Raw genomic sequence first — 14,557 nt, 5'->3', positions numbered from 1 at the left:
AAACTTTTTCACCGGGAAAAACAAATCAGAAGGCACCGCCGCCACTGCCGCCCCCAAAGCCGCCGCTGGAGGCGCTGGAGGCCGAGAAGTTGCCGCCAGAGCCAGCTGAAGAAGAAATTGCCTCGTCAAAGCTGGACGCAAAGGCCCCGTAGCTACTGCCGGCATAGTAGTAGGTCCAGTAAGGATCAGCCTCGATTTCTTCTGGGAATTCCAGCTTCAGCTGCTTGAGGACCTTCTTGGCCAGGCCAAAGGCAATGGCGTAAGGCATAACCTGCTCCCAGAGGGTCAGTTCCCCAATATCGCGCAGCTTAAACTGGCCGATATCATCCAGCATGGCTTCAAAGCCTAAAGCTTGTTCAGTAGCTTCTGCCCCCTTTTTTGTCAAAGATGAGAAGTGGTGCAGACGCAACACGGCAACTGCAAAGGCAGCCAAGATCCAGACAGCAACTGGAAAGAGCCACAGGAAATATTTATCATACAAGAAGAAGCTGACGAGAATAGCCGCGACTGACAGGATCATTACGGCTATGGTGTATAACGACAACATCTCCTCTCTGTCCTGCAATTTCTGGTCGATGTAGCCTTCTTTAATCAAGGCCTTTTGGCTGTCCTCTTGCCAGTTCTTGTAGCTAGAAGTAATCCCCTTGCTGTCGCCATATTTTTTCAAGTCTTTGTTGCTAAAGCTTTGTCCATTGCCGACCTTTTTGAAAATTCTGTTTAAAAGCGGCAGGTCGCCTTTATACTTGTCGGTCTTGGTATAAGTGAAGTTCTTTCCCTTCTTGCCTGGATCAATAGTAATTTCGCCCCGGCCGGCCCGGAGGGCAATTTCGGCTGCCAGGGCCTTGCCGTCTGGATCTTTTTTGGTCACCAGGATCTGGGCCGCAGTCGGGCTGAAACTTGGAATTTCAAAATTGTGGCCAATTTCTTTTTTGGCCTTGACCGGGCTGCCCGACTTTCTGCTCTTGATAAAGACTGGCAGATAGAGCAGCGGCGAGATGGCAAAAAGGACCAGGCCGATCAATTCATAAACATTGTGGCGGGACTTTTTAGCGGCAGTTTCTTTTGCCAGCGCTTTTTCCTGGTCCACGACCTTGGCCGCGATTTCCCCGGAATGCCGCTTTTTATTTTGGCTGACTAAACTGTTTGGGAAAAGCAGATGCAGCTCCAAAAAAGTATTTTCCGGCAAAGTGGCTACTTCTGCCTTGACCAGGCCCTTTTCCTTGTCAACGGTCAAATGACCATTGGCATTGACATGGGCCCAGCCCTTCAAGAAGGACAGATTTTTGCCTTTGAAGCGAACCGCGGCAGAAACATTGGAAATCTCTTTATCCCAGCCGTCCCCAATAATCTTGAAGTTCAATTCTGACGCGTCATCATAAGTGTCAACCGCCCTGGAAATCTTGTAGCGGTAGACCACCTGGACCTTCCCCTCTTCGACATGGTGGTAGACCTTGAACTTGTAGGAATTGCCATCTTTACTGAAGTGGTAGACATTGCCGCCGTCAGCCTGGTTGTTCAAGGCCGGCTTGACCGTCTTCCCGCTGGCCAGGTCCTTAACCTCGACGCTCTGCCCGCTGACCTTCTGTCCGCTGGCCAAGTTCTGGGTATAGTAGACCCCATTGGCTGAATCATCAAAGTCATAAACGATCTTCCGGGTCATCGACAAGGACCCGTCAGAATTGACGACTGCCGTGACATCCATCTTGGTTAGGTCATAATCGGCAAAAACTTTTTCTGGTAAAAAGAGGGCCGCAAAGCTGGCCAGAAACAAGGCTAGGACCCATAAATACTTCCGTTTCATCTTTTTCTCCCTTTCATTTTTTCATTGTTCAGACAAGCAAGGCTGGCTGACACAATTTGAGAATATTTTTTCTTAAAATTATTATAATTCAAGCAGCAATTGCTTGGCAACGCGAAAAATTTCAGCATTTATTTATGCAAAACAAGGCTTTCTTATGCTTACATCCGTAAGGCGTGGTATACTGTAGTTACTATCGTGGTCTAATAGACCAAATTGTGTTGGGAGGAAATACAATGCGCAAACCAATGCTGGCCGGCATCCTTGCCGCTGAGCTCGCCTTAGTCGGGGCAGCTGTCTTTTATCACCAAAGCCAGGCCGATAAGAGCGGCGAGTCCGCTGGCAGCAGCAAGACTTACAAGGTCTACAGCAAGACGGAAAAGACCAAGGCCAAGGCCGACAAAGAAGATGAAGGATCCAAATCATCAAGCAAAACAAAAGCAAAGAAAAAGAGCAAGAAGAAGTCATCCAGTTCTTCAAGCTCTTCAGAAGACGTGAGTCAATCATCATCCAGTGAGTCATCAAGCGACTCTTCAAGTTCTTCAAGCGACGACTCATCCAGCTCAAGCTACAGCTACTCCAGCCAGGCTAAGTCCAGCAAGAAGAAGTCGACTAAGAGCTCAAATGGCTCCAGCTCCACTACTTGGGGCTCTGCCTATAGCAACTCAACTTATAGCTACAACTACTCCAGCCCAAGCAGCTCCAAGAGCTCCTCGTCCAGGTCAACTGGTTCAACCGGCTCTTCAAGCTACACGACCAAGAAGAGTAGCACGACGACCAGTAAGTCCACGGCTGATGATGACGTCAACACGACTGAAGACCTGCCAGAAGAAAATGTCAATAATGACAGCGATAATTAAAAAGTTGGCAAGAAAAATAGTTCAAGATCCTAAATGATCTTGAACTATTTTTTTACGCTTTTTCAGTTTTTTATTCTTCGTGAGACTTAACGTCTTCAGCAGCTTCAGCTTCCAGGGCAGCTTCGTACTTTTCAACGCCTTCCTTGGCTGCTTCAGCTACTTCGATGCCCAAGTCGGTCAACTGCTGGTCGGCAACCGGAGCTGGAGCGTGCATCATTGGTTCGCTGGCGCTGGCGTTCTTCGGGAAGGCAATGACGTCACGGATGTTGTCCTTGCCTGCCAAAAGCATGGCGAAGCGGTCCAAGCCGATGGCCAGGCCGGCGTGCGGCGGGAAGCCCATGTCCAGGGCGTCCATCAAGAAGCCGAATTGTTCATAAGCCCGTTCCTTGGTGAAGCCCAGGGCCTTGAACATCTTTTCCTGGATGTCCCGCTTGTGGATCCGGATGGAGCCGCCGCCCAGTTCGTAGCCATTCAAAACGATGTCGTAGCTGCGGGCGTGAGCCTTGTGCGGATCGGTTTCCAGGAGCTCAATTCCCTTGTCATCCGGCATGGTGAATGGGTGGTGGGCAGCGATCCAGCGCTGGTCGCCTTCGTCGTATTCAAACAGCGGCCAGTCGACAACCCAGAGGTACTTGTAAGTGTCCTTTGGAATAATGCCTGTTTCCTTGGCGGTTTGCCGGCGCAGGTAGTCCAGGGAGTCGCAGCAAACCTTCCATTGGTCAGCGATGAAGAGGAGGAGTTCCCCGCCTTCCAGACCGAATTCTTCAACCAAGCCGGCCTTTTCTTCGTCACTTAAGAAACGGGAAACAGGACCGGAGAAGTCGCCGTCTTCATACTTGACCCAGGCCAGGCCCTTAGCGTGGTAACGCTTGATGTAGTCCTGCATGGCTTCGATCTTCTTGCGGGAGTAGAACTTAGCCCCGCCCTTGACCGCGATCCCGCGGACAAAGCCGCCGTTTTCCAAGGCAGAAGCAAAGACCTTGAAGCCGGACTTTGCAAAGACAGAGCCCAAGTCGTGGATCAGCATGCCGTAACGGGTGTCCGGCTTGTCACAGCCGTACTTGTCCATGGATTCCTGCCAAGTGATCCGCGGCAGCGGCAGCTTTAAGTCGATTCCCTTCACGTCCTTCATAACCTTAGCCAGGAGGCCTTCAGTTACTTCTTGAACGCCTTCTTCATCCATGAAGGAAGTTTCCAGGTCGATCTGGGTAAATTCCGGCTGCCGGTCCCCACGCAGGTCTTCATCTCTGAAGCAGCGGGCGATTTGGTAGTACTTGTCAAAGCCGGCCCCCATCAAGAGCTGCTTGAAGATTTGCGGTGACTGCGGCAGAGCGTAGAAGGAACCTGGGTAAACCCGGGAAGGAACCAGGTAGTCCCGGGCGCCTTCCGGCGTTGACTTGCCCAGGTCTGGAGTTTCAATGTTGATGAAGCCTTGGCCTGACAGGTAAGCGTTGGTAGCGGTCATGATCTGGGCCCGCATGATCAAGGCGTTTTGCAAAGTTGGCCGGCGCAGGTCCAGGTAGCGGTACTTCAACCGGGTCTGTTCGCTGGCTACCAGGTCATCCTTGATTTCAAACGGCGGAGTCTTGGCCTTGTTCAAGACCGTGATTTCGCTGGCGATGACTTCCACGTCACCGGTCTTCATGTCCGGGTTTTTGCTGGAGCGTTCGTTAACGTGACCCTTGACTTCGACCACGTATTCCTGGCCCAAGGAAGATGCTACATCCATCAACTCTTTGCCGGAATCGTGGTTGACAACGACTTGGACAATCCCTTCCCGGTCGCGCAGGTCGATGAAGATCAGCTGGCCCAGGTTCCGGACTCTTTGCACCCAGCCGTAAAGAAGGACGTCTTGGTCCAGGTACTGGCTGGTAATGTTGCCACAATAATCAGTTCTTTTTTCCATTTGCATCATTTTGCTAAAAATCTCCTATTTTTCGATCTTGGAAAGCAGGTCTGCCTTGTCTTCCAAGTCAGTAAATTCCAGACTGAACTGTTCCCCGTCGCTCAAGCGCTTGACGGTTAATTTCCCTTCAGCCAGTTCCTTGGCCCCCAGGGTTACGACGTAGCGAGCTCCGACCCGGTCAGCCTTTCTGAACTGGGCCTTGAGCTTCTTCTGGTCAACGTCGTATTGAGCGCTGAAGCCAAGGGAGCGAAGCTGGCGGGCAACTTCCACGGCCTTGATGTCGGTGCCTTCGCCGATATTGGTGATGAAGAAGTCGATCCCTTGGTCTTCAAACATTTCCGGATTTTGCTTGGAGAGAACCAGCATCAGTCTTTCTTCCCCAATCCCGAAGCCGACAGCTGGAGTTTCCGGGCCGGAAAATTCTTCAACCAGGTGGTTGTAGCGGCCCCCGCCCAGAACAGTAGACGGGCTGGACCACAGGGACTTGTCATCAACCATAAATTCAAAGATCACGCCGGTGTAGTAGTCCAGGCCCCGGACCAGGTCGTCGTCGATGACGTACTTAACGCCCAGCTTGTCCAAGCTGGAGAGGATCTTGTTGAAGTTTTCCTTTGATTCATCGTCCAAGTAGTCCCGGATCTTTGGCGCTTCTGGCAAAAACTGCTGGTCTTCTTCAGCCTTGGAGTCCAGGATCCGGAGCGGGTTCTTACCCAGCCGTCTTTGGGAGTCTTCTGAAAGCTGGTCCTTAACCGGAGTGAAGTATTCAACCAGGGCATCGTGGTAGGCCTGGCGGACCTCGCTGTCACCTAAAGTGTTGATGTGAAGCTCGTAGTTCTTAACCCCCAGTTCAGCCAGGAGGTCATGGCCCAAGAGGATGGTTTCAACATCAGCCAGGTAGCCGTTTGAGCCGAAACTTTCCACCCCGATTTGGTGGAATTCTCTTTGCCGGCCGGCTTGCGGACGTTCATACCGGTACATTGGGGCAATGTAGTAAACGTTGAAAGGCTTGACATAGTCAGGGCCATAGATCTTGTTTTCGACATAAGCCCGCACTACCCCAGCCGTGCCTTCTGGCCGAAGGGCAATGTGGCGGCCGCCCTTGTCTTCAAAATCGTACATTTCCTTTTCAACCACGTCACTGGTTTCACCAGATGACCGGGAAAAGAGTTCGTAGTTTTCAAAACTTGGCGTTCTTATTTCATGGTAGTTGGCCCGCTTGAAGAGGTCACGGGCGGTTTGTTCCACCTTTTCCCACTGGCCGGACGTTTCCGGGAGAATGTCGACTGTACCTTTTGGTCTTTGAACTCTCATAATTTCACCTTTGTTTCCTTGTTTTGACTAAGATAATAAAAAGCGCCCTTGAATTTAATCAAGGGCGCTTGAAAACAGCACGGTACCACCTTTTGCTTGCTGTCATTAACGCTGACGAAACGAACCATTATCTGCTAAAGGGTCACAGCTAGCAGCCATCTGCTCTTTCACCAAACGGGCAGTCTCTAAAATGGCCGGGCTATCTTCATTCTTTGTCATTGATAATTCTCATTAAGTTTATCCTGTTTTGTCTTCCTAATCAAGTTAGAAAGCGCTTTTTTACAGATTATTCTGCTGGCAGGTCCAAGACGATCGTGAAAGGACCGTCATTTTCCAGTTCGACCTTCATGTCGGCGCCGAACTCCCCGGTTTCCACGGTCAGGCCCCGCTTTTCCAGTTCTTGGTTAAAGTCTTCCCAGAGCTGGCTGGACTTAGGCGGCCGCATGGCGTGAACAAAACTTGGCCGATTGCCCTTCTTGGTATCGGCCAGGAGGGTAAACTGGCTGACGGACAGGATCTGCCCGCCGACATCATTGATGCCCAGGTTGGTCTTGCCGGCTTCATCTTCGAAGATCCGCATTTTGGCGATCTTGTCGGCGGCCTTGACTACCTGCTCTTCCCCGTCGCCTTCAGCCAGGCCGACTAATAAAAGCAGGCCCTTTTGAATCTGGCCGACATTCTTGCCGTCGATTCTGACGGCAGCATGGTTGACTCTTTGAATTACTACGCGCATTTTTTCTAAAAATCTCCCTACTTCTAGCCTAGTTGTCCGTCCGCTTGGTGTCGTAAACGTCTGGAATGTCCCGCAGCTTGGCCATGATGTCATTCAGTTGGGCGGCATTCTTGACTTCAACCGTGATGTAAAAGTGGGCAATATTTTCTTCATTGACGCTGGCTGAAACATTGGTGATGTTCTTGGTCAAGGCGTTCAAGCGGTTGATGACGTCACCAAGCAGCTTCTGCCGGTTGTAGCCAAAAAGCTCAAAGTTGGCGTTGAAGCTGGCCTGCTTGCCTTCATCAATATTGTTCCATTCAACATCGATCATCCGCCCTTGAGCAGCCGGGTCAGCGCTAACTACGTTCCGGCAGTCAGCCCGGTGGACAGTGACCCCCCGGCCCTTGGTGACATAACCGACGATCGGGTCGCCTGGAACCGGGTTGCAGCACTTGGCAAAGTGCAGGTCCAGGTCTTCCAGGCCCTGGACGCGGACTAAGCTGTCCGGCTTTTTGCCCTTGACCTTGGACTTGGCGTCGTCTTTTTGCGGAGCAGGCTTTTTAACCACGCTGGAAGCAGCGGCTTGCTGGCCGGCAGACATGATCTGGGCTTCAAACTGCTTCTGCTTTTCTTCTTCCTGCTGCCGGCGCAGGTCGGCCGTCAAGCGGTTGTAGATGGACAAGGCTGACATGTTGCCAAAGCCGATAGCCGCGTACATGTCTTCATCGGTCTTAAAGCTGAAGTGGTCCAGAACCTCGTCGATATGGCTCTTGTCTAAGTAGTCCTTGGCACTCAAGCCGTTTTCCTTAAGCAGGTCGGTCAATTCACTCTTGCCCCGGGCCACGCTTTCTTCCCGGTCAATGTCTCTGAAGTAGCGGCGGATCTTGTTCTTGGCCCGGGAGGTCTTGACCATTTCCGCCCAGTCTCTTGATGGCCGGGCATTGCTTTGGGTCAAGATGTCGACCACGTCACCGTTCTTCAGCTTGTAGTCCAAAGGAACCAGCTTGTCGTTAACCTTGGCCCCGATGGCATGGTCACCGACTTGGGTGTGGATGGCGTAGGCAAAGTCCAGGGTGACTGACCCTTTAGGCAGTTCGTAGACTTCGCCCTTAGGCGTAAAGACATAGACCTTGTCGGCAAAAATATCCGAATGAACGGCTTCCATGAACTCGTCAGCGTCGCTGGAGTCCTTTTGCAGCTCTAGGATTTCCCGGCCGATGTCCAGAGCCCCTCCGTCTTTTTCATCAACGCCTTGGAAGTTGCCCCGCTTGTAGGCCCAGTGGGCCGCAACACCATATTCGGCAACCTCGTGCATTTCTTCAGTTCTGATCTGGATTTCCAAAGGCTTGCCGCCAGGGCCAATGATGGTCGTGTGCAGGGACTGGTAGCCGTTAGCCTTAGGCATGGCAATGTAGTCCTTAAAGCGGCCAGGCATTGGCTTCCACTTGGTATGAACTGCCCCTAAGACCGCGTAGCAGTCCTTGACCGTTGGCACGATCACTCGGACAGCCAGTAAGTCGTAGATCTCGTTGAAGTCCTTGTGCTTGTTGACCATCTTTTTATAGATGGAATAGATGTGCTTCGGCCGGCCGCTGATGTCGTACTTGATACCTAAAGAATCAAGAGTCCCCCGCAAGTAGTCAATTGCATCCTTGATGTAGCCTTCCCGTTCGCTTCTCTTGGCGTCCATCATGGAAACAATCTTGTAGTACTCTTCCGGATTCATGTAGTGGAAGGACATGTCTTCCAGTTCCCACTTGATGGTCCCGATCCCCAGCCGGTCGGCTAGTGGTGCATAGATGTCCAGGGTTTCAGCGGCAATGCGGCGCTGCTTGTCCGGACGCAAATGTTCCAAGGTGTGCATGTTGTGCAGGCGGTCAGCCAGCTTGACCAGGATGACCCGGAGGTCCTTAGCCATGGCGATCAGCATCTTGCGGTGGTTTTCCGCCAGGAATTCCTTGTGAGACTTGTACTCGTACTTGTTTAACTTGGTGACCCCGTCAACGATGAAGGCCACGTCGGCGCCAAACTTTTCCTTGATATCGTCATTGGTGACCGCGGTGTCTTCAACCGTATCATGTAAAAAGCCCGCAGCTACCGTGTCCGGGTCCAGGCCTAAATTGGCCAGAGTTCCTGCCACCTGGGTCGGGTGGACAATGTAAGGCTGGCCGGAGGCTCTAGTTTGTCCCTCATGGGCCCGGGCCGCGAATTGATAAGCACTTTCGACAAAGGCCAATTGGTCAGCCGTCATGTATTTCTTGCAGGCGGCCATGACCTGCTCATGAGTCATTTCAACATACTTTGACATCTTTGATCACCAGTTTCTAACTTTTAATTAATCAGTACCTGTTATTTTAGCGCAAAAAGTTCCCACAAAACAAGCCTTAGCGCTTGACCGGGCTTACTTATTAAAAAATGAGAGTTTCTTTTGCTTTTATTTTAGCGCATTTTTCCTTAAATACTGAAAGAGTTAGTCATGCTTGCGGGAAATTGCCAGGCCAATCCAGCGGCCTGCCCGCATCTTGAGGTCGATTTGGAAGGAATTCTCTGCCAGGGCCTGCTCAATTTTTGGCAGCTGCAGGTAGTCAATACCGGAGAAGATGACCTGACCGTCTTCGTTTAAGTGGCTGTCCAGCTGCGGGATCAGGTCCAGGAGGATTTCAGCCAGGATGTTGGCCACGATCAAGTCAAACTTGCCGTCAACATCAGCCAGCAAGCTGGTCTTTTGCAAGGCAATGTCGTGGATGCCGTTCAAGGCCGCGTTTTCTTCAGCCGCCGTCATTGACTCATCAGAAATGTCAGTGGCCAAAACGCTCTTGGCCCCCAGTTTGTGAGCAGCAATCGCCAAAATGCCGGACCCAGTCCCCACGTCTGCCACTGTCAAAGGCTTGACCATGGCCCGTTCAATGCCCAGCATGGCTAATTGAGTCGTCTGGTGGTTGCCAGTCCCGAAGGCCAGGCCTGGATCCAGGCGGATGATTTCCTGGTCCTTAAAGGCTGGCTGGTAGTCTTCCCATTCCGGCACGATAGCCAGGTGGCGGGAGAGGTTGATGACGTGGTAGTACTTTTGCCAAACAGTGTTCCAGTCCTGGTCAGCCACGTAGTCAACGGAGATTTCGCCTGGGGCGGTCTTTAAGCCGTAGCCCGCCAGTTCAGCCAGTTTTTCCTTGAACCGCTTAACCGTTTCTTCCGGGTCAGTTTCTTCATCAAAGTAGGCGATGAATTCCAGTTCATCAGGCAGGTTGGGGATGTCGTCCATGTCAACGACCGTTGAGTCGTGCAGCCAGCCGGCTTGTTCAAAGTCGCTTCTGCGCCGGGCTTCCGTCCCCAAGGCCTTTAAGTCTTCCGTGGCAAAATAAGCCAAGGCATCTTCAACGTCGTAGCTGCTTTCGATCTTGATCTCAAGTAATTTCATGATTTCGTCTTCTTTCTTTAGCTTCTTCTCTTAAAATGGTATCATGGAAAGCGGTGATAACAATGTCAAAAAAGAAAAAGAATAAAGATAAATTAGACAAGACCCTGGTTGAAAAGATCCTTGACCAGCAAAAAATTGCCTATCAGCAGCATATCAGTGAAATTACTGAAGACCACGGAGTTGCCCAAGTCGGTGCCGGCAGCCCCATTTTAGATGGCCACCCGGTTTACAAGACCCTGGCGGTAAATGGCAACAAGACCGGCCCGATCGTCGGCGTGGTGCCGCTCAGCGGCCACTTAGACCTCAAGAAGATCGCCAAGGCTTCCGGCAACAAGAAGTGTGAAATGATCCCTCTCAAGCAGCTGGAAAAGACCACTGGCTATGTGCATGGGGCCAACACGCCAATTGGCATCTACCACAGCAAGAAGTTCCCGATCTTTTTGGATGAGAGCGTCTTAAAAGAAGACGGGATCTGGGTGTCCAGCGGTGAAGTCGGCCGCAGCGTCATGGTCAACCCGCTTGACTTGCAGAAACTGGTCAAAGCCACGGTGGCTGACCTGCAGGAATAAGACTAAAAAACAGCTTTTGTCCTACTTTTCGTTAGGCAAAAGCTGTTTCTTTTTTCTATTTTTTAATCAACCCGGCGCCACTTCTTGTCGGTCAAGATTCTGGCTGTCAAAAGGCCAGCTGGCAAAGACAAAACCAGCATGAGGGCTTCCGTCATCCAGGTAGCCCCGGCCCCAACATTAGTCAAGGCCAAGAGGAAGATCCCCCGGTACATGTAGAGGCCTGGCACCATGATGACGATGGAAGGCACGGTCAAAGCAATCCGCGGGTAGCCGACCTTTTCCCGGACATAGCCGGCCAAGAGGCCAGCCAGCAGGGCTGCTAAAAAGGCTGCCAAGGGAGCCGGAAAATGGGCAAAGTCAACCAGGGACAAGCGCATGGTATTGGCAATCGCCCCCACTACCCCGGCCGCGGCGGCCATCCGCCGGTGGGAGTTGAACATCAAGGAGAAGCCAAAGACCCCGCAGAAGCTGGCTAAAAGGCGGCAAACTGCCAGAAGAGGCCGGGAAAGGCCCAAGGCCGGCAGGTCGCCAGGCTTGATCTGCAAAGCCGTGGCCATCATCCAGCCGGTGCCAGTTGCGATCAAGATAATGAAGATGGCATAAGCCAGGCGCTCAAGGCCAGACCGCATGTCCAGCTTGGCAATGTCCAAACCTGAAGTAATAAAGGGAAAACCTGGAATAACAAAGAGCATAGCCCCGATGTAGCCGCGCATGTGGATCATGTCCACATTAAAGAGCAAGTGGCCCAGCATGAAGGCCAGGTAGTAGGACAAGCAAGCCGCTGCTACCCCAACCGCGGTCGTAGCCGCGACCGTGATCCTCTTTTTGCCTAAGCTGCCCCGGGCAAACTGGCCCAGGCCTGCCCCGATGAAGGAGCAGATGATTTCAGGGATCCCCCCGCCCAAGAGGAAAATAAAGCCGCCGCAGGCTAGTGCCGCGGCCAGGCTGGATCCCCAAAGAGGATAGCGTCCTTTGATATGCTCGATTTCCCCTAAGCGCCGGCGAACTGTTTTGATTTCGAAGTCACCGCTGGCTGCTTCAAACTGGCGGACAAATTTTTCCAGCTCATTCAGCTTGGCCATGTTGACCCCGGTGGTTGGCAGGGCCAGGCTTTGGGAGTATGACTGGTTGTCAACGTCGAAGTAGGTGCAGACAATGGAGATCAGACCGATGTCAGCGCTGCAGGTCAAGTCCAGGGTTCTGGCCAGGGTGTCCATGGCGTCCCGGACCCGCCAGGCCCCAGTCCCGCAGCTCAGCATCATCAAGCCGACCCGGGAGATGATCGATCCCTTTTCAATCAAAGTTGCATCCTTGATCTTAGTTTCGTCATCGCTTTGGAAGAATTCTTCCCACTGCACCCGCATGTGGTGGTGGTGAGAGAGGTGGTGTTGGTACTCTTGCTCAGTACTTTCGGTTTTCATGTTGACCGTGTTTGCCTTCTTTCATTTTTCTTTGCATTTCTCAACTTTTTCATTTTAGCATAAAAAGAGACTGCTATTTCCCGCCCTCCCCTATTAAAGCGCTTGCCAAAAAGAATATTTTTGCTGAGAAAAACCGTCCCAGCAAGCTGAGACGGTTAGCTTCATATTTACTTTTGCTTGTATTGGCGGACGTAGCCTTCTTGTCCGGCCAAATACCAGGTGCCGTGGTTGGCGTCGCTGGTAAATTCGACATTTTCCGGCAGGTTTTCCAAGCCTTCGGTGAAGATGTCTTCGTATTGGCCAACGCCAAGGCGGATTCTTTCCTTGAGCATGCGGGCGTGCAGGGCTGGGCGCAGGCGCTTTTGGTAGCCTTCGACCACCTTGCCGCTGAAGAATTCAGCCATGGCGCCAGATCCGTAAGAGAAGAAGCCGATTCGGTCACCGGCTTCAAGGTCCCCGTTTTCCAGCAGGCTCAAGACAGACATGTACAGGCTGGCCGTGTAGATGTTGCCGACCTGCCGGCTGTACTTGGCTGACAGCTGGAAGTTGTCGCTGAGGCGCTTGACGGTTTCGTCATCCTGGCCTTCAATGGCAATCTTGTGAGCCTTGTAACCCATCTTGGTATAAGGCAGGTGGTAGCAGATGCCGGCAAAATCAGAGACTTGCAGCTGCTTTTCTGCAAGGAAAGGCTTGAAGGTGCTCTTGAAGAAGTCCAGGTAGACATCGCGGCTGTAGTGGCCGTCGACCACGGCAGTGGCCATGTTGTTTGGCCGCCAGAAGTCATTGATGTTTTCAGAGTGGGAAGTGTGCCCGTCTTCCAGGGCAATAATTGCCGGATTTTCCTTGATCAGCATGCTGATGGCCCCGGCGCCCTGGGTAACTTCACCAGCCGTAGCCAGGCCATAGCGGGCGATGTCGCTGCCGATAATCATGGCAGAGTGGTGCGGGTGGGCCCGGACGTAGTCGCGGGCAACCTGCAAGCTGGCGGTCAAGGCAAAGCAGGCTTCCTTGATTTCAAAAGTTCTGATCCGGGCTGGCAGGTTAAGTGCTTCCTTGACAAAGAGGGAGGCTGACTTTGACTGGTCAATCCCGCTTTCGGTCGCAAAGATCAATAAGCCTAATTGCTCCAGATCAACCTGGTCAAGGTATTCAGCCGTCGCGTTGATCCCCATGGAAACTGCATCCTGGGTCTTGTCAGCGACCGCCATCCGGTCCTGGCCGATGCCGATCAAAAATTTGTTGGGATCTTGGTTTCTGGCGTTGGCCAGGTCAACCATGTCCACAAACTTGTTAGGAGTATAAAAACCTATCTGATCAATACCGATGTCCATTAATTATTGTCCTCGCAATTCTTTCAAAAAATTCTTGGCTGCTGTTTCGCCATACTTTCCCTGGCTAATCATCATTTGATAAACAGCTGCTTTTTCTTCAGGCGCTGCCGGCAGGGTCTGAACCACGTTGCGGCTCTGCAGGCGCATGTGGCCAGCCTGGATCCCCTTGGTGGAGATGGCATTCAAAGCCGCGAAGTTGTTGGCCAGGGCCACGGCCGCGGTCAGTTCTGCCAATTCAGCTGCTTTTATTTTACCTAAAATGGCATAGCTTTGTCTAATATCAGGCCGCGATGAAATGGAGCCGCCGACGACCCCTAAGGCCAGGGGCAGGGTGACTTCGCCAAGAAGCATATCGTCTTCCAGTTTCCAGGAGCTGAGGCTTTGGTACTGGCCGCTTCTAGCAGCATAAGCATGACTTGCTGCTTCAACTGCCCGGTAGTCATTGCCGGTTGCCAGCATGACAGCGTCCACCCCATTCATGATCCCCTTGTTGTTGGTTACGGCCCGGTAAGGATCGCTACTCCCGATTTTAGCAAGCAGAGCCATCTTTTTAGCAACCTCCCTGCCCTCTTCCGGATCTCCTTTTTTGCTGAGGAGACTAACAGGAATCGCCACCTTAGCAGTAGTCAGCTGGCTGGGATAGTTGGACAGGATGGCGAAGAGCTTAGCTTCAACGCCAGGAAAGGCCAGCATTTTCTGGGCCAGGAATTCCAGGATGGCGTTGGTCTTATTGGCCCCCATGGCTTCAGCTGGGTCAACCAGGGCCAGGAGGTAGACCAAGTCAGCTTCCTGGCGGGCGGTTAATTCTTTTAAGCCGCCCCCGTGCCGGATCAAGCTGGCAAATTCCTTGTTGGCATCCTTAATATAGGCCTGAAACTCCTCTTTAAAGTCAGCCAGGGAAAAAGCTTCCGTGACTTCTAGGACGATTTGCCCATAGATGCCGTCGCGGTGGCTGTTTGCTTTTACGCCGCCAGCTTTAGCGAAGACGGACATGCCGTGGTTGGCGGCGGCGACGACGGAGGCTTCTTCAGTCGTCATAGGGATCCGCCATTTTTTGCCGTTGACCAGGGCGCCGGTCAAACAGCTCAAGGGGAACTTGACCTCACCAACCACGTTCTCGCTCATCTCATCCAGGCGGGATAAGTCAGCGGCGGGGATGGCTTCCAGGGCAACCCCGGCATCTTGCAAAAACTGCCGCCTTTCTTCGGGCGGCAACTGATAGAATTTCATT

Annotated in this window: 11 protein-coding genes; 2 read left to right on the top strand and 9 right to left on the bottom strand. The window is 52.3% G+C overall.

Translation table 11 applies throughout. The features are described 5' to 3' along the window. Window positions 1–25: 25 nt before the first annotated feature. Entirely contained in the window at window positions 26–1,801 is a 1,776-nt protein-coding gene (locus ACYVUT_RS04475; RefSeq protein ID WP_484500074.1) for a DUF2207 family protein, read from the bottom strand. A gap of 233 nt (window positions 1,802–2,034) precedes the next feature. Here ACYVUT_RS04475 and ACYVUT_RS04470 point away from each other — a divergent pair, with 233 nt between their 5' ends. After that, window positions 2,035–2,658, top strand: a complete 624-nt coding sequence (locus ACYVUT_RS04470; RefSeq protein WP_484501521.1) for a hypothetical protein — start codon at window positions 2,035–2,037, stop codon at window positions 2,656–2,658. Between the two features lie 70 nt (window positions 2,659–2,728). Here the strand turns inward: ACYVUT_RS04470 and aspS are convergent, their stop codons facing one another. The 5 genes from aspS to prmA form a co-directional block, all read right to left on the bottom strand. Beyond that, window positions 2,729–4,573, bottom strand: coding sequence for an aspartate--tRNA ligase (gene aspS, locus ACYVUT_RS04465; RefSeq protein WP_484500072.1), 1,845 nt, complete (start codon window positions 4,571–4,573; stop codon window positions 2,729–2,731). A 15-nt stretch (window positions 4,574–4,588) separates the two neighbouring features. After that, window positions 4,589–5,875 carry a histidine--tRNA ligase gene (gene hisS, locus ACYVUT_RS04460; RefSeq protein ID WP_439774896.1) on the bottom strand — a complete coding sequence of 429 codons (1,287 nt, stop codon included), beginning with the start codon at window positions 5,873–5,875 and terminating at the stop codon, window positions 4,589–4,591. 286 nt (window positions 5,876–6,161) lie between these two features. Further along, the gene (gene dtd / locus ACYVUT_RS04455; RefSeq protein WP_484501520.1) at window positions 6,162–6,608 is read right to left on the bottom strand and encodes a D-aminoacyl-tRNA deacylase; all 447 of its coding nucleotides are present in this window, start codon (window positions 6,606–6,608) and stop codon (window positions 6,162–6,164) included. 28 nt (window positions 6,609–6,636) lie between these two features. Beyond that, a complete protein-coding gene (locus ACYVUT_RS04450; protein ID WP_439774898.1) occupies window positions 6,637–8,898 on the bottom strand; it encodes a RelA/SpoT family protein in 2,262 nt (753 codons plus the stop codon). Between the two features lie 162 nt (window positions 8,899–9,060). Beyond that, window positions 9,061–10,005, bottom strand: coding sequence for a 50S ribosomal protein L11 methyltransferase (gene prmA, locus ACYVUT_RS04445; protein WP_484500069.1), 945 nt, complete (start codon window positions 10,003–10,005; stop codon window positions 9,061–9,063). A 62-nt stretch (window positions 10,006–10,067) separates the two neighbouring features. On the opposite strand from prmA, the gene ACYVUT_RS04440 reads away from it, so the two are divergent. Next, window positions 10,068–10,574, top strand: coding sequence for an aminoacyl-tRNA deacylase (locus ACYVUT_RS04440; protein WP_484501519.1), 507 nt, complete (start codon window positions 10,068–10,070; stop codon window positions 10,572–10,574). Between the two features lie 62 nt (window positions 10,575–10,636). Here ACYVUT_RS04440 and ACYVUT_RS04435 read toward each other — a convergent pair whose 3' ends face one another. The 3 genes from ACYVUT_RS04435 to ACYVUT_RS04425 form a co-directional block, all read right to left on the bottom strand. Further along, window positions 10,637–11,995, bottom strand: coding sequence for a threonine/serine exporter family protein (locus tag ACYVUT_RS04435; protein ID WP_484501518.1), 1,359 nt, complete (start codon window positions 11,993–11,995; stop codon window positions 10,637–10,639). A gap of 167 nt (window positions 11,996–12,162) precedes the next feature. Further along, the gene (locus ACYVUT_RS04430) at window positions 12,163–13,326 is read right to left on the bottom strand and encodes a hydroxymethylglutaryl-CoA synthase (protein ID WP_439774902.1); all 1,164 of its coding nucleotides are present in this window, start codon (window positions 13,324–13,326) and stop codon (window positions 12,163–12,165) included. Window positions 13,327–13,329: 3 nt separating this feature from the next. Then, on the bottom strand, window positions 13,330–14,556 hold the full coding sequence (locus ACYVUT_RS04425) for a hydroxymethylglutaryl-CoA reductase, degradative (RefSeq protein ID WP_484501517.1): 1,227 nt from the start codon (window positions 14,554–14,556) through the stop codon (window positions 13,330–13,332). Window position 14,557: the final 1 nt, after the last annotated feature.

It is taken from the genome of Lactobacillus sp. WILCCON 0059, assembly GCF_057197985.1.
Note: the sequence above shows the minus strand (reverse complement) of the source record. Positions and strands in the feature narration are given on the sequence as shown.